Source organism: Microbacterium martis, assembly GCF_047246685.1.
Lineage (GTDB): Bacteria > Actinomycetota > Actinomycetes > Actinomycetales > Microbacteriaceae > Microbacterium.
The window spans coordinates 541323-563040 of sequence record NZ_JBFOKT010000001.1 but is presented as its reverse complement, the minus strand read 5'-3'; the positions used below and the strand labels follow the sequence as shown (position 1 = coordinate 563040).

Genomic DNA, 21718 nt, shown 5'->3' with positions numbered 1-21718 from the left:
CTGAGGTCCCGGCTGAGGGTCGCCTCGCTGGCGGCGCCTCTCCGCCCGGTCGTACGGTGTGGGCATGGAGATCCTTCGCCACATCGTGCTGTTCGTGCATCTCATCGGCTTCGCCGTCCTCTTCGGGGCGTGGGCGGCCCAGGCGTTCGGCGGCAGGCGGCAGATCACCCGCATCATGGACTACGGTCTGCTGATCGCCGGTGTCGCCGGACTCGCCCTGGCCGCGCCGTGGGGACTCCCCGAGGGCGCCGAGCTGAACTACGTCAAGATCGGCACGAAGCTCGTCGTGCTGCTCATCATCGGGGCGCTGCTCGGAATCGGGAGCGCCCGCCAGAAGCGCGGCGACGCCCTGCCGCCCGCGGTGTTCTGGCTGGTCGGGGTGCTGACCGCACTCAACGCCGCCATCGCCGCCATCTGGCGCTGAGCGGGGCCGCCTCACTCCGGTCAGCGGCGCCGCCGTCGACCGGGTGACGTCGGCATGTTGACGTTGACATGGCGGTTCTGGTGACGTATGTTGACGTGGACATCCCCATTGTGGCGCGGCCGCATCGCGCCCGCTGCGATTCGGCCGCCCCCTCCGAAAGCATCCCGACGACGTGACCACCTTCTCCCTCGGCGACACCGACTTCCTCCGCGACGACCGACCGCACCGGGTCATCTCCGGCGCGATCCACTACTTCCGGGTGCACCCGGATCACTGGGAGGACCGCATCCGCAAGGCGCGGCTCATGGGGCTCAACACCATCGAGACGTATGTCGCCTGGAACGCCCACGAGCCACGTCGCGGAGAATGGGATGCGAGCGGGTGGAACGACCTCGGCCGGTTCCTCGACCTGGTCCATGCCGCGGGGATGGACGCGATCGTGCGCCCCGGACCCTACATCTGCGCGGAGTGGCACAACGGCGGGCTCCCCGTCTGGGTGACCGGCGACGGGCGCGAACTCCGCTCCTCCGCGCCGGACTACCTGGCCGACGTGAGCGCCTACCTGCGCCGGGTCTACGAGATCGTGGTCCCGCGACAGATCGACCGCGGCGGACCCGTCGTGCTCGTGCAGATCGAGAATGAGTACGGCGCGTACGGATCGGACAAGGCGTACCTGAAGGAGCTGGTCGCCGTCACCCGTGGAGCCGGCATCACCGTGCCACTCACCACCGTCGACCAGCCCACCGACCGGATGCTGGCCGACGGCAGCCTTCCGGAGCTGCACAAGACGGCGTCGTTCGGCTCCCGCAGCGCCGAACGCCTCGCCGCGCTGCGGCGCCATCAGCCGACCGGGCCGCTGATGTGCTCGGAGTTCTGGGACGGGTGGTTCGACTGGTGGGGCGGCGTGCATCACACCACCGACGTCGCCGCCGCGGCCGCCGACCTCGACGCCCTGCTCGCGACGGGCGCATCGGTGAACATCTACATGTTCCACGGCGGAACGAACTTCGGCCTGACCAACGGCGCGAACGACAAGGGCCGCTACCTGCCGCTCGTGACGTCGTACGACTACGACGCCCCGCTCGACGAGGCCGGGAATCCCACCGAGAAGTTCTTCGCGTTCCGCGAGGTGATCGCCCGCTACGCTCCCGTTCCCGACGAGCTGCCGGCGCGTTCAGACCCCGCGCCGGCCTTCGACGTCGCGCTCGCGCCGCAGGGTGCATGGACGGATGCCGCGGCATCCGGATCCACCACCGACCGCCCGCAGACGTTCGACGAGCTGGCGCATCTCAGTGCTCTCGTGCGCTACGACGTCGAGCTGCCCGAGGGACGGGGCGGACTCCTCGTCGTCGCCGACGTGCGCGACCTGGCCTGGGTGAGCGTCGACGGCGCCCCTGTCGGCACGCTCGCCCGCACCCGCCATGACGTCGCGATCCGCATCCCCGACGGCCGTGCGCTGAGCATCCTCGTCGAAGACCAGGGACGCGTGAACTACGACCGCCGTCTGGGCGAGGAGAAGGGCCTCGTCGGCGCGGTCACGCTCGACGGCGCCCCTCTGCAGGGCTGGCGCTCGACGCCTCTCGACGTCGCCGCCATCGCGGACCGTGTCGCCGGCTCGGCGGGCGACGATCGTCTCGGCGCGGAGACGGCCGGCGCAGGCCCCATCGCGTGGTCGGGCGACTTCGGGCTCGACGCCCCCGCCGACCTGTTCCTCGACACGGCGCTGGGGAGCAAGGGGTACGCGTTCGTGAACGGACTGTTCCTCGGACGCTACTGGCGCAACGGACCTCAGCGCACCCTGTACGTGCCGGGGCCGGCGACCCGGGCGGGAACGAATCGCCTGGTCGTGCTCGAGCTGGAGCAGCTCATCGAGCCGCGCGCCGTGTTCGCCCGTGAGCTGTCGCTCGGCGACACCGAGGAGTGATTCACACGCCCTGATGTCGCGCCCACAGTGCGGCGGAGGTGTCATCCCGCGACCGCATCGGGGCCCGGTAGACCGCGGGGCCGCTGCTCATGAGAGGGCGACCAGCTCGGCCTCGATTCTGCCGGCGTCGATCGTGACGTGCATCATCGTGCACACCGGCTGGCGGCGTCGATCGGTGGGCGAGCCGGGATTGAGCAGTCGCAGTCCCGACGACGCGACGGTGTCCCACGGGATGTGCGAGTGGCCGAAGATCAAGAGGTCGGTGTCGGGGAATGCGGCATCCATCCGCTTCTCGCGGCCGGTCGCCTGTCCGGTCTCGTGGACTACTGCGATCGCGACGCCCTCCACCTCGAAGCGGGCGATCTCAGGCAGGCGCGAACGCAGGTCGGCTCCGTCGTTGTTGCCGTGGACGCCGTGCAGCATCCTCGCCCGCGACGCGAGCAGGTCGAGGGTCGCCACGTCCACCCAGTCGCCCGCGTGCACCACGATGTCGGCGTCGTCGACCGCGCGCAGCACGCGGTCGGGAAGGTGCCGCGCGCGCTTCGGCACGTGCGTGTCGGCGAGGAGCAGCATCCGCGTGGTCACCTCTGACACGCTAGCGGAGCGGGCGCGCGTTTCGCGGCGCGGAGTCAGCGACAGGCGGCGAGGAAGCTCGTGATCGCGGCGATCGTCTCCGCGTTGTCGCGATGCAGGATGCCGCGGATACCGACGGCGGCGGCCCCGTCGATCGCCGTCCGGTGGTCGTCGATGAAGAGCACGTCGGCCGGCTCCGCCCCGAGAGCCTGGAGTGCGAGAAGGTACGCCCGCGGCTCGGGTTTGGCTACGCCCAGCTCGTGGCTGTAGCAGATCGGATCGAAGATCGACGCGAACCCGAAGCGGCGCTCCTCCTCCTCGCGCGCGCCGTCGGCGGAGTTCGACAGGATCGCCGTGCCGGCTGTGGGCCGGAGGGTGCGAGCGAACTCGATCAGCTCTCGGTTGCCGGTGCCGCAGTACGCGTCCCAGAAGTCCGCCCGGATGGCGACGCGCTGCTCGTCGTCGAGTTCGAGCGCGACGGCGAGGCCGGCCCAGAACGCGCACTCGGTGCCGACCGTGAGGTCGATCCGCGGCAGATCAGCGGCTGTCACGCGGGCGTCGAGTTCATCGCGTGCGAGCCCGGCGACGGCGCTCCAGCGCTCCCACCACTGCTCCTGCCAGCTGTCGTCGTCGACGACCTCCAGCACTCCCCCGATGTCGAACAGGATCCACGGTCTCGGCATCCGCACACCCTATGCGACGCGCCTGCATGCCGCCGGTGGCGGCGGGACCGGCCTGCGGAGCTGCGTTTCTCCTCCGGAGACGACACGTCAACATCGGTTGACGTCCCGACCTGTGTCAATGTATGTTGACGCCGGAGGTTCTCATGACACTCAAGACCGCCCATGCGCTCGAAGACCGCGGCGAGCCGATCGCCGAACTGCACCGACTCGCGAGGCTGCGCACCGAGATCGCGCGCGCCGAAGAGGCCGAGGTGCGTCGCGCCCGCAACCTCGGGTACTCCTGGCAGGCGATCGCCGGCGCCCTCGGCGTGAGCAAGCAGGCCGTCCACCGACGGTTCGGCAATCGCTGACGCACAGCCCATCCACAGACTTCGACGACGCACGAAGTACGGTCGAAGTACCCTTCTCAGAACGAGGTCCCGCATGTCCCGCACGGCGACACCCCACCGGCGCGGACGCGGCGCGCAGCCCGAAGGCCCCCGCGCCACGTTCCGCCAGCTCCTCCCCTTCCTGCTCGAGCACAAGCGCATCCTCGTCGTGGTCGCGGTGCTGAGCGTCATCGGCGCCGCGACGTCACTCGTGCAGCCCTTGCTCGTCGGGCAGGTCATCGACGCCGTGCAGACCGGCGGCGCCCTCGGCATGCTGGTGTGGCTGCTCATCGGCTTCGTCGTGCTGTCGTCGGTCATCTCGGGCTTCCAGCACTACCTGCTGCAGCGCACCGGCACGGCCGTCGTCTACTCGAGCCGACGCAAGCTCATCGCCCGCATCCTGCACCTTCCGATCAGCGAGTTCGACGCCCGCCGCACCGGCGACCTCGTCTCGCGGGTCGGCACCGACACGACCCTGCTCTACGCCGTCCTCACCCAGGGATTGGCGGATGCCGTCGGCAGCGCGGTGCTCTTCCTCGGGGCCCTCGTCGCGATGCTGCTGATCGATCCGCTCCTGCTGCTGCTCATCGTGGTCGTGATCGGCGTGTCGGTGGTGGTCGTGGTGCTCCTCAGCGGACGCATCCGCACGGCGTCGACCGCGCAGCAGGAGAAGGTGGGCGAGCTCGCGTCGGGCGTGGAGCGCGCGATCGGCTCGATCCGCACCGTCCGGGCGTCGGGGGCGACCGAGCGCGAGACCGCCGCCGTCTCCGAGCTCGCCTCCGAGGCATACGGCATCGGGGTGCGCATCGCGAAGATCTCCTCACTGGTGGTGCCCGTCTCGGGCATCGCCCTTCAGCTGTCTCTGCTCGTCGTGCTCGGTGTGGGCGGATTCCGCGTCGCAGCGGGAGCCCTCACCATCGCCTCCCTCATCGCCTTCATCATGTTCCTGTTCCTGCTGGTGATGCCTCTCGCATCGACGTTCGGCGCCATCACCTCGGTGAACCAGGCGCTCGGCGCGCTCGGACGCATCCAGGAGGTGCTCGACCTGCCGACCGAGACGCACGACGACGAGTCGGTTGCGGCGGCCCTTCGACAGGCTCAGGGGCCCACCGGGGCGGAGGCTCAGGGAGCCGGCGGGACGAAGGCTCAGGGGGCCGGCGGGACGGAGGCTCAGGGACCCACCGGGGCGGAGGCTCAGGGAGCCGGCGGGGCGGAGGCTCAGGGAGCCGGCGCGGTGGCGATCGAATTCCGCGACGTGCGCTTCCACTACCCGGCCGACGTCGTCGCCGCCCGACAGGCGGCTGCCAAGGAGGCGCACACCCTCCTCGCCGACGCGCACGTCGAGTCATCGGATGCCGCGACGCCCCCGGCATCCGATCATGAGGTCCTCCGCGGAGTCAGCTTCGCGGTGCCGCGCGGCAGCCGCGTCGCCCTCGTCGGCCCGAGCGGCGCAGGCAAGAGCACGATCCTCGCGCTCATCGAGCGGTTCTACGACCCGACCGGCGGCTCGATCCGCCTGCACGGGCACGACGCCCGGACGTATCCGCGCGACGAGCTGCGCGCACAGTTCGGCTACGTCGAGCAGGACGCCCCCACCCTCGCCGGCACGCTGGCCGAGAATCTGCGCCTCGCGGCACCCGCCGCGACGGATGCCGACTGCGAGCGCGTGCTGCGCGCCGTGAACCTCGGCGACGTGCTGGAGCGGAATCCGCTCGGCCTGCAGGCTCCGGTCGGCGAAGACGGCGTCATGCTCTCGGGCGGCGAGCGCCAGCGTCTGGCCATCGCACGGGCGCTGCTGACGAACGCGCCCATCCTGCTGCTCGACGAGTCGACCTCGTCGCTCGACGGAGTGAACGAGCAGCGGATGCGCGAGGCGATCGACGCCGTCTCCACCGATCGGACGCTGATCGTCATCGCCCATCGACTCTCGACCGTCGTTGACAGCGACCTGATCGTCGTGCTGCAGGACGGCCGCGTGGTCGGCCAGGGCCGTCATGCGGAGCTCGTGGAGTCCACCCCGCTGTATCGCGACCTCGCCCGCCACCAACTGCTCGCCTGAGCCCCGGTTCACCCGCCGAGACCCCGTGTTCGCGTCGAGACCCCGTGCTACGGCCGCACGCACGGCGGGGTCTCGGCGGCAAGGCGGGGTCTCGGCGGAAGGAAGCGGGCAACGCGAAGGCGGGAGGCCGGAGACCACTCAGCCATGGGTTCGTCTCCGGCATCCCGCCTTCGCGGGTCGGTTCCGCTGCGAGAGCGGAGGTGCCGGCTCCCCCGAGCCGGCACCAGTCTGGGGCTACGCCTTGTCGAGGCGGTAGCGGAGAGACGCGAGTTCGGCGCGCAACGCGGCCGGGACCCGGTCTCCGAACGTGTCGTAGAACTCCTCGGTGAGGTCGGCCTCGGTCCGCCAGGCCTCGGCGTCGACGGAGAACAGCTCCTCCAGATCGGCGTCCGGGATGTCGAGGCCGTCGAGGTTCAGGTCTTCGGTGCGCGGCAGGCGGCCGACCGGGCTGTCGATCGCGGGCACCTCGCCCGAGATGCGGCGGATGATCCAGTCGACGACGCGCGAGTTGTCTCCGAAGCCCGGCCACAGGAAGCGTCCGTCGTCACCGCGGCGGAACCAGTTCACCTGGAAGATGCGCGGTGCGCGGTCGAAGCGGAGCCCGCGACCGACCTTGAGCCAATGCCCGAAGTAGTCGGCCATGTTGTAGCCGCAGAACGGCAGCATCGCGAACGGGTCGCGGCGCAGCTCGCCGACCGTACCCTCGGCCGCAGCCGTGCGCTCGGACGAGATGTTGGAGCCGAGGAAGACGCCGTGGGTCCAGTCGGTGGCTTCGACCACGAGCGGCACGTTGCTGGCACGGCGTCCGCCGAAGAGGATGACGTCGAGCGGCACGGCCTGCTCCCAGTCTTCCGAGATCTGCGGGCACTGGGCCGCCGAGACCGTGAAGCGGGAGTTGGGGTGAGCGGCCGGACGACCCGAGTCGGGCGTCCAGTCGTTGCCCTCCCAGTCGATGAGGTTCGCGGGTGCCTGGTCGGTCAGCCCCTCCCACCACACGTCGCCGTCGGGGCGCAGCGCGACGTTCGTGAAGATGGTGTTTCCCCACAGCGTCTCGACCGCGGTCACGTTGGTCGCCTCGCCGGTGCCGGGCGCCACACCGAAGAACCCGGCCTCGGGGTTGATGGCCCACAGGCGCCCGTCCTCGCCCGGACGGATCCAGGCTATGTCGTCGCCGAGCGTCTCGACGCGCCAGCCGGGGATGGTCGGCCGCAGCATGGCGAGGTTCGTCTTGCCGCAGGCCGACGGGAACGCCGCCGCGACGTGGTAGGCCTTGCCCTGCGGGTCGATGACGCGGATGAGCAGCATGTGCTCGGCGAGCCACCCCTCGTCCCGGGCGATGACCGAGGCGATGCGGAGGGCGAAGCACTTCTTGGCGAGGATCGCGTTGCCGCCGTATCCCGAGCCGTACGAGTAGACCTCGAGGGTCTCGGGGAAGTGCACGATGTACTTGTCGTCGTTGCAGGGCCACTCGACGTCGGGCTGACCGGGGGCCAGCGGAGCGCCGACGCTGTGGACGGTCTTCACCCACGGCGCGCCCTCGGCGATCTGACGGGTGACGGCGTCGCCCACGCGGGTCATGATGCCGATGGATGCGACGGCGTAGGCACTGTCGGTGATCTGCACGCCGATGTGCGAGAGCGGTCCTCCGACCGGCCCCATCGAGAAGGGCACGACGTACATGGTGCGGCCGCGCATCGATCCCTCGAAGATCTCGTCCATCTTCGCGTGCATCTCGGCGGGGTCGGCCCAGTTGTTGGTGGGGCCGGCATCCTCTTCGCTCTCCGACGCGATGTAGGTGCGCCCCTCGGTGCGGGCGACGTCGCTCGGGTGCGAGCGGGCGAGGTAGGAGCCCGGTCGCCATTCCGGGTTCAGCTTGATGAGCTTGCCCTCGGCCACGAGGCCGCGCAGCAGCCAGTCGTTCTCGGCCCGCGACCCGTCGACCCAGTGCACGGAGTCGGGCTGGGTCAGGGCGCGGATCTCCTCGACCCAGGCCGTCAGCTCCGCCATCGCGGGGGTGGCGTAGGTCGGTGCCGCTCCGAACGTGCGCGCCGGGGAGACGGGAGACGTGCGGGGGGTGATGACTTCGGCCATGGCCATGGGTGCTCCTTTGAAGTGTGGGGCGTTGCACCAATCTTCTGCTCTGTGCGAGACGATTTTCCGCCGTAGGGAAGGATAAGAATCGCCATTCTTTCGCTACACTCAAGGAATGGCGTCCTCTGGCATCCACCTGACCACTCTCGGCCACCGCATCCGTCATCACCGGCTGGAGAACGGCTTCACCCTCGACGAGCTCGGCGCGCAGGTCGGCGTCGCCGGCTCGCAGCTCAGCCTCATCGAGAACGGCAAGCGCGAGCCCAAGCTGTCGCTGCTGCAGGCCATCGCCCAGGCCACCGGCACGCAGGTCACCGACCTCATCTCGGGCGAGCCGCCGAACCGGCGTGCCGCACTCGAGATCGAGCTCGAACGCGCGCAGGAGAGCCCGGTCTTCCGTCAGCTGGGCATCGCTCCCATCCGGGTCACGAAGGGCACGAGCGACGAGACGATCGAATCGATTCTCGGTCTGCACCGCGAGCTCCAGCGCCGGGAACGGGAGGCCATCGCGACGCCGGAGGAGGCGAGGCGTGGCAACACCGAGCTGCGCCTGCGCATGAGGGCGCAGAACAACTATCTGCCCGAGATCGAGAAGCTCGCCGAGAAGCAGCTCAAGTCGGCCGGCCACGTGCAGGGTGCCCTGACCCACCGCACCGTGAGCATCATGGCCGAGAAGCTCGGCTTCGAACTCATCTACGTCAACGACCTGCCCCACTCGACCCGGTCGGTCACCGATCTGGAGAACGGGCGCATCTACCTACCGCCCGCCTCGATCCCGGGGGGACACGGCCTGCGGTCCATGGCGCTGCAGGCCATGGCGCATCGCCTGCTCGGGCACCGCCCGCCCACCGACTACGCGCACTTCCTCCAGCAGCGGCTCGAGATCAACTACTTCGCCGCCTGCTGCCTCATGCCCGAGACCGCTGCCGTCGCCTTCCTGCAGCAGGCCAAGAAGGACCGCAACCTCGCCGTCGAGGACTTCCGCGACGCGTTCGGCGTCACCCACGAGGCGGCGGGCATGCGCATGACCAACCTGATGACCCAGCATCTGGGGATGCCGCTGCACTTCCTCCGCGTCGACGCCACCGGAGCGATCACCCGTGTCTACGAGAACGACGACCTCCCCCTGCCGATGGACGTCACCGGCGCCGTCGAAGGGCAGCGCGTGTGCCGCAAGTTCCAGGCGCGCGGCGCGTTCACCCAGCAGAACCGCACCACCGAGCACCATCAGTACACCGACACGCCCTCGGGCACCTTCTGGTGCTCGACGCAGACCGGCTCATCGAGCGACGGCGAGTTCTCGATCACCGTCGGGGTGCCCTTCGACGACGCCCGCTGGTGGCGGGGCCGGGAGACGAGCGACCGCGCCGTGTCGACCTGCCCCGACGAGGCCTGCTGTCGACGGCCGCCGAGCGAGCTGGCGGAGCGCTGGAGCGGGAAGGCCTGGCCGAGCGCCCGCGTGCACACGCACATGTTCTCGCCCCTGCCCCGCGGGGCGTTCCCCGGCGTGGACGACAACGAGGTCTACAGCTTCCTCGGGCGACACGCGAGCGAGTGACGGCGGTCAGCCCTCGATGAAGCGCTCGAAGCGGGCGAGGGCGGCCGTGACGGCATCGGCATCGGCCGGCTCGACGAACAGGTCGGGAGGTGTTCCCCTGCCGGCGTTCGCGTGGGTCCAGCATCCGATCACCGCGCCGTTCTCCACCAGGGTGGCGCGCACCATGCCGTTCTTCCCCGGCCCGACGGCAGGGGCGTGCTCGGGGGCGCACACGACCGTGCGGTCGGCGTACGAGAGGTAGTACTCGTCGAAGGCCGCGAGGGCCAGGACCGTCGGTGCGCCCGAGGCGCGACGCGGATGCCGCGCGGCGGAGAAGAGCCCCTCGGCGACCTCGTCGACCCGATGCGCGGCCCGGAGGGCGGCCTCGCGCGCCTGACCGAGTGTCAGTCCCGACCACCAGGCGAAGTCGGCGACCCCGGCCGGCCCGTGGCCGTCGATGTAGCGGACGAAGAGCTCGGCGAGCGGATCGGCGGGTGACGTGTGATCGCGGATGTGCGTCGACACGAGCACGAACCGCTGATCGCGGGAGACGCCGTCGCGCGCGACCACCGGCCCCTGGCAGACGAGCCCGTCAAGGGCGAGGATGCTCAGCAGATGCACGCCGCGCTGCCCGCCCGGATCGATGCCGATGCCGCGGAAGAGCTCGAACATCTCGGCCCGCGTGAGCCCGCCGTCGCGCAGACGCTCCTCGGTCGCACGCGTCGCCGCCGCCACCATCGCGTCGTCGATGCCGAGCTCGCGTCTGCGCGCGGCTCCCTGCCGCTGCTGCCGCTCGGCGGTCACCGACAGCACCCAACCCAGGTCGCGCGCCGCGACGGTGTGCAGCGTGCCCCGCATGGTCCAGGCCCGGACCAGGTCGCCGTCGTCGAACGCGCGGTCGACCTCACGGAGGGTCGGTTCACCCCGGGTGCGCGAGGCGAGCGCCCATCGACCGGCCGTGAAGTCCTGACTCTGCACGGCCAGCAGGTGACCGGCGGCATCGGCCACGGTCGCGGCCGGCGCGGTCAGGCGGTGCGAGCGAAGGCGCTCCTCCCGCAGGGCGGTGGTGTTCATGCCCCCATCATGGCGGGCACGACCGACGTCGGCCATCTCGGCTCAGCCGTCGAGCGTCACCTCTCGCCGCGCGGGCAGCACGACCGGATGCGAGCCCGCCATGACCTCGAGCACGCGGATCACCTGGCACGAGTACCCGAACTCGTTGTCGTACCAGACGTAGAGGATGAGGGTGTCGCCGTCGGCGATCGTCGCCAGTCCGTCGACGATGCCCGCCCGGTGCGAACCGACGAAGTCGGTCGAGACGACCTCGGGACTCTCGACGTAGTCGATCTGCTGACGCAGCTTCGAGTGCAGCGAGACGCGGCGCAGGTAGTCGTTCACCTGCTCCTTCGTGGTCGGGCGCTCCAGCGTCAGGTGCAGCACGGCGAGCGAGACGTCGGGCGTCGGCACCCGGATCGAGCTCCCGGTGAGCCTCCCCTGGAGCTGCGGCAGGGCCTTGGCGACGGCCTTCGCCGCTCCGGTCTCCGTGATCACCATGTTGAGCACGGCAGACCGGCCGCGACGATCGCCCCGGTGGAAGTTGTCGATGAGGTTCTGGTCGTTGGTGAAGGAGTGCACCGTCTCGACGTGGCCGCGCACGACCCCGAAGGCTTCATCGATCGCCGCGAGAACGGGCGTGATCGCGTTCGTCGTGCAGGAGGCCGCCGACAGGATGCGGTCGTCTGCGCCGATCGTGTCGTCGTTGATGCCGTGGACGATGTTCTTCAGCGCGCCCTTGCCGGGCGCGGTCAGCAGCACGCGGGCCACGCCTTTCGCGCGCAGGTGCTGCGAGAGCCCCTCCTCGTCGCGCCAGCGACCGGTGTTGTCGACGACGATCGCGTTGTCGATGCCGTGAGCGGTGTAGTCGACGGATGCCGGGTCGTCGGAGTAGATGACATCGATGCGCGTGCCGTTGGCGACGATCTGCTGAGCCTCCTCGTCGACCGACACCGAGCCGGCGAAACGTCCGTGCACGGAGTCGCGCAGGAGCAGCGAGGCGCGCTTGACGAGGTCGTTCTCGGCGCCGCGGCGCACGACGATCGCGCGCAGCCGCAGTCCGCTACCGCCGCCGGTGTGGGCGAGCAGGATGCGGGCCAGCAGGCGGCCGATGCGTCCGAAGCCGTAGAGCACGACATCGGTCGGCTCGGCGGCGACGGCCCCCACGGCGGGCGCGAGGATGTCGGCGAGGTAGGCGTCGAGCGGCAGGTCGCTCTCGGCGTGGCCGGCGACCAGCCGCGCCACGTCGATCGACGCGGCGCCGGGCGCGAGCCGGTGGATCGCCTCGAGCACGGCGAGGCTGTCGGCGAGGGCGAGCTGCTCGTGTCCCAGTTGCGCGACCCGATCGTGCATCTCGACCAGGCCGGTGGCGGAGAGGCCGAGCAGACGGTGGCCGTGCAGCGACGTCACGACGTCGCTGTCGCGGCGGAGGGCTCCGATGAGCGGGATCATCCGCTCGGCCAGCTCTTCTCGCGCGGTCCAGTCGTCGGTCGGGGCGGATTCGTTCATCTGCGTCCTTGCCTGTGATCGCGCGCCGAGGTCTCCGGCGCGCGGAGGTTGCCGGGTGAGCTTCGGGGGATGTGACCAGAGTAGAGGGCGCGACGGCGGCGCCGCGAATCGGTGCGTCTCACTCGGATGCCGATGCTGTACGTCTACACTGGTGGAATAATGACCACGACAGCATGCGGCGACGACGCCGACCTCCTCATCCGCGGCCGCATCCTGGCAGGAGGCGCCGACGACGCCGTCTTCTCCGCACTGGCGGTGCGCGACGGCCGCATCGTCGCGGTCGACGCCGAGGCCGAAGCGCTGCCCGCCCGTCGCACTCTCGAGCTCGACGGCCGCACCGCCGTGGCGGGGATCAACGACGCCCACCTGCACGCCGCCTGGCTCGGGGCGCGCTGGCCGCATCTGTTCTTCTCCGACACGCCCGCGCACGAGCAGCCCTCCGGCCGACTGGTCTCCGACCGCTCCGAGCGCCGCGCCGCCCTGCGTCGCGCCTGGCGGCTGCTCGCCGAGCTCGGCATCACCAGCTACACCGAGCCGGGCATCGGCCCGGGCGAGGACGACGGCGAGACCGGATGCTTCGGCACCGACATGCTCGAGGCGTATCTCGAGCTGCACCGCGAGCGGGCGCAGATCTCGCGGGTGACGCTGCTGCGGCTGTTCGGCACGATCGACGGCGAGAGCGATCTGGCCGACGTCGAGCGCGGCATCCGGAGCCCCGCCCCGGAGACCGATCCCGACTGGCTGGCGATCACCGGCGTCAAGATCTTCGCCGACGGCATCCCTCCCCTGGCGACCGCCTGGGTCGACGAGCCCTACGCCGACGGCTCGCACGGCGGCCTGCTGACCCGCGGCGGCGACGACCCGCTGTCGGCGTTCCGACGCATGATCGAGCTCGCCGCGGCGGCCGGACAGCAGATCGCGGTGCACGCGACGGGCGATCGGTCGATCGCCGAGTTCGCCTCGGCCCTCGAGTCGGCGATGGGCCCCACGCCGCCGGCCCCGCACTATGTCGTGCACGGCGACCTGGCGACCGCCGACCTGATCGCCCGCCTGCGCACGGTCGGCGCGGGTTTCGCGGTGCAGCCCCTGATCGCAGCGCACACGCACGACTGGGCGGGAGCGATCCTCGGCGCCGAACGCCTCGCCGACGCCTGGCCGCTCGCCGCGATGCTCGACTCCGGGGCGCTCACCACGGTCACCAGCGACTCCCCCATCGCCTCTCCGGATTGGCGCGTGAGCCTCGACGCCTGTCTCGAGCAGCTCACCGCGGCCGGCGCGACCGATGACCGGGCGACGCGGCGCCGACTGCTGCGATCGATGACCGCCGATGCGGCGCGTCAAGACGGCGCATCCGCGTGGAAGGGCACGCTCGAGACCGGCAAGGTCGCCGACATCACGGTCCTCGACGAGGACCCGACCGACCCGGGACGGCCGTTCGCGACGATCGGGGTGGCGCGCACGATCGTCGACGGCCGGACGGTGCACAGCCGGGACTGACCCGCGTCGGCGGGAACGCCAGGAGGGCGGCATGTTCACGCATGCCGCCCTCCGCCGGTCCCCCTCGGACCGGCACCGGCCGCGGCGCCGTCGGAGTGCGCCGCGGCCGGATCTCACACCGCGGTGGCGACGAGCACCCGCGGGCTGCCGGGCAGGGCCACCTTCTCGCGGACCTCCCACCCGGCCTCGGCGAGCCAGCTGCGGACCTCCGACTCGGGATAGACGATCGTGCCGTCGATAACGAGGTACTCCCCCGCGTGCAGGGCGTCGATGCCGCGCTGCTCCGCGTCGTCGTCGAGGAAGAAGTCGAGCACCGTCAGTGTGGCGCCCGGCTCCGCCGCCGCGCGAAGGCGGCGGAAGATGGCCGCGTTCTCCTCGGCGCCGAAGCGGTGGATCACGTGGTTCGCGAACACCAGGTCGTACGGGCCCTCGGGTGCTCCCGTCGCGGTGTCGGTCGGCTCGACGGTCGACCGCCCGGCGAGCCCTGCGGCCTCGACCGCCTCGGCGATGCCGTCGTCGAAGCCCGGCGCGTAGGCGAACGTCGTGTGCAGCTCGGGATTGCGCGCCATGACGGCGAGCGCGAACTCGGCGGACAGCCCGCCGAAGTCGAGCGCCCTCCGCGCACCGGCGAGGTCGATGGCACGGCCGAACTCCTGTGCGTGCAGCCGGTTGTACGTCATCACGCCGGCCATGAAGGTCGCCCAGCGCGCGTCGTCCATCTGCAGGTCGCCTGGCTCGGTGGTGTCGACGGTCCGGGCGAACTGCAGCCAGTGCGGATAGCTGATCTCGCTCAGGAAGGTGAGGAACGGGGCGAGGTCGAGCGCCGATGCCCCGCCGGTGAGATAGGCCTCGGCGTCGGGCGCGACGGTGTAGCGTCCGTCCGTTCGACCGAGGAGTCCCTGGGAAGCCATGGCGTCGGCGAGGATGCGGGCGATCCGTTCGCCGATCCCGCAGCGCTCGGCGATTGCCGTGACCGTGTCGGCGCCGTCCGCCACGGCGGCGAACAGCCCGATGCGACTGGCCTGGAAGAGCTGCTGCGACACCATGTAGCCCGTGGCGAGGTCGAGGATGCGCGCGGCATCGGGAAGGGTGGGTGCGGTCATGGCGACGGCCTTTCTTCGAGGGGCGCGGCGTGCGCGGGCGGAGACGGAATTTCTACGTTTGTAGGATTATAAGCGGGCATGAGGCCCGGGTGCGCGATCCACACGGGTCAGTCCGACACGAAATCGCGCACGGCGGCGCGGAAGTCGGCACCGTGCAGAGCGCTCCGATGGTCGCCCGACACCCGCAGCACGCGCCCGTCGGCGAGCAGTCCGACGAGGCGATCGGCTCCGTCGAACATGTCGTCGTCGGCACCGCCGATCAGCAGGGTGGGCACGGCCGGCGGCCTCGACTGCGGGTCGAACGGCGCGGTCGCCATCCCCTCCACCAGATCGAGCAGCGCGTCGGGGCGATTGCCCGGAACCGACGCGAGCTGCAGGATCATTGCCGTGAGCGGGTCGGCCGGCGCCGCCCCGCCGCGAAGCGCCTCGCGAGCCGCCGCCACGTCGACGAACGCGAAGGGCTCCGCGGCGCTCAGCCCGCCGAGGACGAGCCGCCGGACGCGGAGGAGCGGATGCTGCGCCAGATCCCACGCGAGCCGCGCGCCGAGGCTGTACCCGACGAGGTCGATCTCCGCGATTCCGCCGCCCTCGCCGCCGACCGCCGCCCCGGCGTCGGCCGTCACTGCGGCCACGGCCTCCGCGATCGCATCCGCCAGCGCGTCGACGACGGCGGAGGTCGTGGTGATGCCGGGCGATGCGCTGCCGCCGTGACCGGGGAGGTCGACGATCAGACGCGGACGCCCGTCTAGCACGGCCGCCCACTCGGCATCCGGCCAGTCCTGGGCCCCCGACGAGGCGAAACCGTGCAGGAACACGACCGGACGCCCGACGCCGGGGCGGCGGATGACGGAGGGGGATGACGTCATGACGCGCCGTCCTCTCGGATCGGGCGCGCCGCGGTCAGCGGAGTCGCGCCAGGAAGCGGTCGATGTAGTCCCGGTAGCCGGCGAGCCGCTCGCCGTCGGGATGCATGAGGTTGATGACCGTCGCGCCGACGGCCACCGAGATGAACTCGTCGGCCAGGGGTCCGTAGTCCTGATCGCGGATCGCTCCCGCGTCGCGGGCGGCCTCCATGCGGGTCACGAGCATCGCGCGCCAGCGGCCGAGGTGCGTGCGGTAGAGCTCGGTGAGCGCCTCGTTCGACATCGCGTACTCCCACAGCGCCAGCAGCACACGCCCGCTGGCGATCTCGTCGGCACCGCTCGGCAGTGTGCCCTCGAGCACCTGCCGCAGCATCTCGTCGGCGGTCGTGCCCTCCGAGATCGACTGCTGCAGCCAGGTGTCGTGCTCGAGCAGCACCGCTTCGAAGGTCGCCGCGACGATGCTCTCCTTGCCCGGGAAGTAGTGCTTCAGCGCGCCGTTCGCGAAGCCCGCCTCGGCCGCGATGCTGCGCATGGTCGCCGCCTCGAACCCTCCCTTGAGGATGATGCGCTTGGCCACCTCGACGATGTCGCGTCGACGCTGATCGTGGTCGATGATCTTCGGCATGGAGTCCTTCCGGCAGGTCTCGGTCGGCCGCCCGAGATGGCCTGCAGCTACCGTACCGCCGCATCGCGCACCTCCCGCAGAGCGAGCCACTGAGCGCGTCGCTCGCGCTGGGCGGCCGGGTCGGCGACGGGCGAGGCGAGGCGCAGGCGCTCGGAGTACGGATGCCGGGGCGCGCGGGTGACCTGCTCCCCCTCGCCGATCTCGACCAACTCGCCGCGATACATCACCGCGACGCGATGGCACACCCGACGCACCACGCCCAGGTCGTGCGACACGAACAGATAGGCGACGCCGGTATCGCGCTGCAGCTCGATGAAGAGGTCGAGGATCGCGGCCTGCGTGGTGAGGTCGAGCGCGCTCACCGGTTCGTCGCAGATGATCAGCCGCGGACCGCGCACCAGCGCCCGCGCGATCGCGACGCGCTGCCGCTGCCCGCCGGAGAACTCGCTCGGGTAGCGGTCCATGGCCGTCTCGGGCAGGCGCACGCGGTCGAGCATCTCGCGCACCGTCGCCTGGGCGGCTCGGGCGCCGATCCCCGTCGTCAGCAGGGGTTCGGAGAGGATGTCGCCGATCGTCATCGCCGGGTTCAGCGAGCCGTACGGGTCTTGGAACACCACCTGCACGTCATCGGCGAGGGAGCGACGGGCGCGGGCGCCGAGCCGGCTGATCTCCCTGCCGTCGAAGCGGATGCTGCCGGAGGCGACGGGGGCGAGGCCGAGGACGGCCTTGCCGAGGGTCGACTTGCCCGACCCCGACTCGCCGACCAGGCCGAGGCATTCGCCGGGGGCGATGTCGAGCGAGACGCCGTGCAGGGCCCGGAAGGCCTTGCGGCCGTGCCCGTACTCGACGACCAGATCGTCCACCTCGAGCAGCGGTGTCTGCCGTGCGCTCATGCGGGGACCTCCGTCTTCCTGGCGCCGGGCGTGGTCGCGCGGTCGAGCTCGGCGCGCCCCTCGACGTCGTCGAGCGAGGCGGCGATGAGCTCGCGGGTGTACGCCTCGCGCGGCGCCGCGAACAGCTCGTCGACGGCGCCCGTCTCGACGATCTCGCCTCCGCGCATCACGATGACCCGGTCGCAGATGTCGGCGACGACCCCGAAGTTGTGCGTCACGATGAGCAGAGCCATGCCGTACTCGGCCTGCAGCTCGCGAAGCAGCTCGAGCACCTCGGCCTGCACGGTGACGTCGAGCGCCGTCGTGGGCTCGTCGGCGACCAGGAGCGACGGCTTCCCGGCGATCGCGCCGGCGATGAGCACCCGCTGCGCCATGCCTCCCGACACCTGATGCGGGTAGCTGCGCATCACCCGGTCGGGATCGGCCATTCCGACGCGCAGCAGCATCGAGCGGGCGCGTTCCCGTGCGGCGGCGGCGCTGAGTCCGTGCGTGCGCCGGAGCGGCTCGACGAGCTGCTGGCCGATCGTGTACGACGGGTCGAGGTTGCTCATCGGCTCCTGCGGCACGTAGCCGATCCGGCGGCCGAGCAGGGCCTGCCGCTGACGCGCGGTGGAGCGGCCGGCATCGGCGCCTCCGACCCTGATCTCGTCGGCGACCGAGCGTCCCGTGGAGGGCAGCAGGTCGAGCACCGAGAACACCGTCTGCGACTTGCCCGACCCCGACTCGCCCACGATGCCCACGACCTCGCCCGGAGCGACGTCGAACGTCACGCCGTGCACGACCTCGGTCTCGCCGTTCGGGGTCGCGTGAATGACCCGGAGGTTCTCGACCCGCAGCGCCGGGACGGTCTCCGGCGCGGCCGGAGTCGGGGTGGCGGTCGGGGTCGGGGTCACGGCCGCGGTCGCGGTCGCGGCCGGGGTCGCCGGCGCGGCCGGTGGGGCCGGGGTCGGTGCAGCCGGTGCGGCCGCGGCGGTCGCGGCATCCGCTCGTCTCCTCCGGCGCACGCGCGGCGTGCGCACCTGCACGAGCTCGGCGAGGGTCGACCCCATGATCGCGAGGACGGCGATCGTCAGCCCGAGCGCGGCCGAGGGCCACAGCAGCATGAGCGGGTACGTGAGCATGAGGCGGAAGCCCTCGAGCATCATGGCGCCCCAGCTGGGCACGTTCGAGTCGCCGATGCCGAGGAACTGCAGCCCGGCCTGCATGCCCATGGCGATGCCGGCGGTGAGCGCGGTCTGGATGATGACCGGCGGATACACGGCGCGGAGCACGTGGCGCGAGACGATGCGGGCATCGGAGAGGCCCGACACGCGCGCGGCGTCGAGGTACGGCTCGGCGCGCACGGCGAGCGTCTGCGACCGCGAGATGCGGAAGTAGCCCGGCACCATGAAGATCCCGACCGTGACCATGAGGAGCTCGAAGTTGTTGCGGCTCCCGGCGGCGACCACCAGCAGGATGATCATGCCCGGGATCGACTGGAGGGCGTCGCTGATCCAGGTCGCCACGCGGTCGAACGCGCCGCCGAAGTATCCCGCGGCCACGCCGGAGGGAACGCCGACGACCAGCGCGGTGACGATGGTGACCAGCGCGCCCCACAGGGTGGTGCGCGTGCCGTGGATCAGGCGGGAGAGGATGTCGCGGCCGGTGGAGTCTCCGCCCAGGATGTGCTCGGGGCCCGGAGGCGCCTTGGCGGCCGCCAGGTCGACGAGGTTGGGGTCCATGGGCGCGAGCAGCGGCGCGAAGACGCCGACGAGGACGATCACGGCGAAGATCGCCAGCGGGATGAATCCCCCCGGATGGCGGAGGAAGCGTCGGAACAGGCTCGAACGGCGTTTCTGCGCCGCCCGGTCGAAAGCGACGCGGATGTCTGTCGTGGTCATGCGACGCGCACCTTCGGGTTGATCCAGCCGAGCACGAGGTCGAGCAGGAGATTGATGAGGACGACGAAGACGATCGATACGACCGTGATGCCCAGGAGCATCGGGATGTCGCCGTTCTGCGAGGACTGGTTGGTGAGCTGACCGAGACCCGGGAGGTTGAAGATCTGCTCGACCACGATGGCGCCGGAGAGCAGGCCGACGAACATGAGCGCGATCACCGTGAGCGCGGCGGGAGACGCGTTGCGCAGGATGTGCAGGTTCACGCGACCGGGCGAGAGCCCGCGGCTGCGGAGGGTGCGCACCCAGTCCTGACGGCTCTGCGCGATGACCGCGTTGCGCAGCTGCTCGGAGACGGCCACGATGCCGCCGAGCGCGAGCGAAACGGCCGGCAGCGTGATCGATCGCAACCAGCCCTCGACCGACTGCGTCGGGGCCACGTAGCCGACGGCGGGGAACCACTTCAGCTGCACGGCGAGCCACATCACCAGCACCAGACTGACCCAGAAGCCCGGAAGCGCGAACAGCACGACCGAGACGCCCTTGATGACCCGATCGAACCAGGTGCCGGGGCGCAGCCCGGTGATCATCCCGAAGGCCACGCCGACGACGGCGGTGATGAGCGTGGCGAACGTCACCACCGAGAGGGTGACGGGGACCTTGAGGGCGAGCTGCGCCGAGACGGGCTGGAAGTTGCGCCACGAGACGCCGAAGTCGAGCAGCACGGCGTGCGACAGCCACTCGCCGAACTGGACGAGGAGCGGGCGGTCGATGCCGATCTTCTCGGCGAGGGCCTGCTGCTGCGCCGGGCTCGCGGTCGTGCCGAGCAGCGATGCGGTCGGATCGCTGATGGCCAGATGGGCGAGGAAGAAGGTGCCGATCGAGACCGCGAAGAGCAGGAGGATGCCGGAGAGCACGCGCTTCGCCGTGAACAGGAGCATGGGAACCTCTCGGAGGGGACGGAGGGGAGGGATGCCGGGGCGACCGAGTCGTGCGGTCGCCCCGGCGGGCGTCAGCCCTTGGTGATGTACCGGAGCGTGGGGAACATCATCCCGACGACCGGCTGCAGCTGGATGCCGGGCGCCGTGAAGTACGTGTTGTCGGCCTGGTACCAGACCGACCACCACGCCTGGTCGACGAGCGCCTCGTTCAGCTCGGCGACGGCCGCCGTCTGGGCCTCGCCGCGCTCGGTCTGCACCTCCTCGACGAGAGGAGCCAGGACCTCGTTCTCGGCGTAGTCGGGGTTCGGGTTGAACCACTGCACGCTCGTGACCTGACGGGCGACCGTGGCGACGTCGTTCCCGTCCATGGCCAGGAAGGAGATGAACATCGGATAGTTCGGCGCGTTCAGCTGGTAGTCGGGCATCTGCATGTTGTCCCAGGTGACGGTGATGCCGATCTCGCCCAGCGCCTGCTCGGCCGAGGGCTTCCACATCTCGAAGATGGGAGACATCGGCATCGAGATCGAGAACCCGTCGGGGTAACCCGCGTCGGCCAGCAGCTGCTTGGCCTTGTCGACGTCGTAGGCGTAGGCGTCGTTGAGCTCGGGGTCGTTGATCGGCCCGCCGTCGGGGAACACCTGGTTGGTCGCGACGCCCGCGCCGTTGCCGACGGCGGCGAGGACCGCGGCGCCGTCGAACGCGTAGTTCAGGGCCTGCCGGACCTCGAGCTTGCCGAGCGGCTCGCTCTTGCCGCCGGTGTGATCGGTGATCACGAGTCCCGCCCAACCGGAGACGCGCTGGGCGACGTTCCACCCCTGCTGCTCCGCCTGCTCGAGGTTGGCCACGTCGCCGTACTGCACGTTGATCTGACCGCTGAGCATGGCGTTGTGGCGGGCGGTGGCGTCGGTGATCGGGAAGATCGCCAGCTCGGTGAAGGGATACGCCTTCGCGTCCCAGTGGTCGTCGGTCTTGGTGAAGTGGTACTCGGCGCCGGCGACGCTGGTGGCGCTGTCGAGCACGTAGGGGCCGGAGCCGACCGGGGTGCTGCCGAGCGTGCCGGCCTCGATCGCGGTCGGCGAGGCGATGTACGACCGCCCCAGGCCCATGAAGTAGAGGATCGTGTCGTCGCGCTGCGTGAGCACGATGCGCACGGTGTCGTCGTCGACCTTCTCGAACGCCGAGACGTTCGTGTACGCCTCGCCGGATCGGGCGCCGGCCTTGAGGTACTCGAGGCTCGCGACCACGGCATCGACGTCGACCGGGGTGCCGTCGCTGAACACGGCGTCGGTGCGGATGTCGAGGTCGATGCTGAGGTCGTCGTCGGCGACGGTCCACTGCGTCGCCAGCGACGGGATCGGCTCGCCGTCGGCGTCGAGGGCGATCAGGGCGTCGTACACCGCAGACAGGTAGGGCCCGTCGAAGCCGATGTCGGCGAGCGACGGATCCCACGACGTGACGTCGAGGAAGTTCCCGATGTCGAGGGAGTCGGGGCCTTCGGCGCCGGTGCCGCCGGACGAGTCCGTAGCGGCGCCGCCGCTGCAGCCGGCGAGCGCGAGGGTCGCGGCCACGGCGGCGGCGAGCGCGAGGGGCATTCGTTTCATGGTTCCTTCTCTCGGTGCGGGAGTGGTGAAGAAGGTCGAAGGGCCGCTCACCGGGAGACCGGATCGGACGTCACTTCGATGTGTCGTGCTGTTTAGT

General features: G+C 70.8%; 18 protein-coding genes. 6 read left to right on the top strand and 12 right to left on the bottom strand.

The features are described from left to right. Positions 1–64: 64 nt before the first annotated feature. Complete coding sequence (locus AB3M90_RS02670; protein ID WP_412949771.1) at positions 65–424, top strand: Fe-S protein; 360 nt, start codon at positions 65–67, stop codon at positions 422–424. A 172-nt stretch (positions 425–596) separates the two neighbouring features. Next, a complete protein-coding gene (locus AB3M90_RS02665) occupies positions 597–2348 on the top strand; it encodes a beta-galactosidase (RefSeq protein WP_412949769.1) in 1752 nt (583 codons plus the stop codon). A gap of 87 nt (positions 2349–2435) precedes the next feature. Here AB3M90_RS02665 and AB3M90_RS02660 read toward each other — a convergent pair whose 3' ends face one another. Together AB3M90_RS02660 and AB3M90_RS02655 are read right to left on the bottom strand one after the other, a co-directional pair. Continuing rightward, a complete protein-coding gene (locus tag AB3M90_RS02660) occupies positions 2436–2933 on the bottom strand; it encodes a metallophosphoesterase family protein (protein ID WP_412949767.1) in 498 nt (165 codons plus the stop codon). Positions 2934–2977: 44 nt separating this feature from the next. Next, on the bottom strand, positions 2978–3604 hold the full coding sequence (locus tag AB3M90_RS02655; protein WP_412949766.1) for an HAD-IA family hydrolase: 627 nt from the start codon (positions 3602–3604) through the stop codon (positions 2978–2980). 143 nt (positions 3605–3747) lie between these two features. On the opposite strand from AB3M90_RS02655, the gene AB3M90_RS02650 reads away from it, so the two are divergent. Together AB3M90_RS02650 and AB3M90_RS02645 are read left to right on the top strand one after the other, a co-directional pair. Further along, positions 3748–3954, top strand: coding sequence for an AsnC family protein (locus tag AB3M90_RS02650; RefSeq protein WP_412949765.1), 207 nt, complete (start codon positions 3748–3750; stop codon positions 3952–3954). Between the two features lie 73 nt (positions 3955–4027). Continuing rightward, a complete protein-coding gene (locus AB3M90_RS02645) occupies positions 4028–6031 on the top strand; it encodes an ABC transporter ATP-binding protein (protein ID WP_412949764.1) in 2004 nt (667 codons plus the stop codon). Positions 6032–6265: 234 nt separating this feature from the next. Here the strand turns inward: AB3M90_RS02645 and AB3M90_RS02640 are convergent, their stop codons facing one another. After that, the gene (locus AB3M90_RS02640) at positions 6266–8128 is read right to left on the bottom strand and encodes a phosphoenolpyruvate carboxykinase (GTP) (protein WP_412949763.1); all 1863 of its coding nucleotides are present in this window, start codon (positions 8126–8128) and stop codon (positions 6266–6268) included. A 109-nt stretch (positions 8129–8237) separates the two neighbouring features. On the opposite strand from AB3M90_RS02640, the gene AB3M90_RS02635 reads away from it, so the two are divergent. Continuing rightward, the gene (locus tag AB3M90_RS02635) at positions 8238–9680 is read left to right on the top strand and encodes a helix-turn-helix domain-containing protein (RefSeq protein WP_412949762.1); all 1443 of its coding nucleotides are present in this window, start codon (positions 8238–8240) and stop codon (positions 9678–9680) included. Positions 9681–9686: 6 nt separating this feature from the next. Here the strand turns inward: AB3M90_RS02635 and AB3M90_RS02630 are convergent, their stop codons facing one another. Further along, positions 9687–10733, bottom strand: coding sequence for a winged helix DNA-binding domain-containing protein (locus AB3M90_RS02630; RefSeq protein WP_412949761.1), 1047 nt, complete (start codon positions 10731–10733; stop codon positions 9687–9689). A 42-nt stretch (positions 10734–10775) separates the two neighbouring features. Beyond that, the gene (locus AB3M90_RS02625) at positions 10776–12221 is read right to left on the bottom strand and encodes a glyceraldehyde-3-phosphate dehydrogenase (protein ID WP_412949760.1); all 1446 of its coding nucleotides are present in this window, start codon (positions 12219–12221) and stop codon (positions 10776–10778) included. 159 nt (positions 12222–12380) lie between these two features. On the opposite strand from AB3M90_RS02625, the gene AB3M90_RS02620 reads away from it, so the two are divergent. After that, on the top strand, positions 12381–13718 hold the full coding sequence (locus AB3M90_RS02620; RefSeq protein ID WP_412949759.1) for an amidohydrolase family protein: 1338 nt from the start codon (positions 12381–12383) through the stop codon (positions 13716–13718). Between the two features lie 113 nt (positions 13719–13831). On the opposite strand, the gene AB3M90_RS02615 is transcribed toward AB3M90_RS02620, so the two are convergent. The 7 genes from AB3M90_RS02615 to AB3M90_RS02585 form a co-directional block, all read right to left on the bottom strand. Then, positions 13832–14821, bottom strand: coding sequence for a methyltransferase domain-containing protein (locus AB3M90_RS02615; RefSeq protein WP_412949758.1), 990 nt, complete (start codon positions 14819–14821; stop codon positions 13832–13834). 107 nt (positions 14822–14928) lie between these two features. Further along, on the bottom strand, positions 14929–15687 hold the full coding sequence (locus AB3M90_RS02610) for an alpha/beta fold hydrolase (RefSeq protein ID WP_412949757.1): 759 nt from the start codon (positions 15685–15687) through the stop codon (positions 14929–14931). Positions 15688–15721: 34 nt separating this feature from the next. Beyond that, positions 15722–16309: a TetR/AcrR family transcriptional regulator gene (locus tag AB3M90_RS02605; RefSeq protein WP_412949756.1), complete on the bottom strand. Its 588-nt coding sequence runs from the start codon at positions 16307–16309 to the stop codon at positions 15722–15724. Between the two features lie 47 nt (positions 16310–16356). Further along, positions 16357–17202, bottom strand: a complete 846-nt coding sequence (locus tag AB3M90_RS02600; protein WP_412949755.1) for an ATP-binding cassette domain-containing protein — start codon at positions 17200–17202, stop codon at positions 16357–16359. Next, on the bottom strand, positions 17199–19082 hold the full coding sequence (locus tag AB3M90_RS02595) for a dipeptide/oligopeptide/nickel ABC transporter permease/ATP-binding protein (RefSeq protein ID WP_412949754.1): 1884 nt from the start codon (positions 19080–19082) through the stop codon (positions 17199–17201). Before AB3M90_RS02595 ends, AB3M90_RS02600 begins: the two co-directional genes overlap by 4 nt. Beyond that, positions 19079–20020 (bottom strand): ABC transporter permease, encoded by a 942-nt coding sequence (locus AB3M90_RS02590; RefSeq protein WP_412949753.1) that lies wholly within the window; start codon positions 20018–20020, stop codon positions 19079–19081. Before AB3M90_RS02590 ends, AB3M90_RS02595 begins: the two co-directional genes overlap by 4 nt. A gap of 71 nt (positions 20021–20091) precedes the next feature. Continuing rightward, entirely contained in the window at positions 20092–21621 is a 1530-nt protein-coding gene (locus tag AB3M90_RS02585) for an ABC transporter substrate-binding protein (protein ID WP_412949752.1), read from the bottom strand. Positions 21622–21718: the final 97 nt, after the last annotated feature.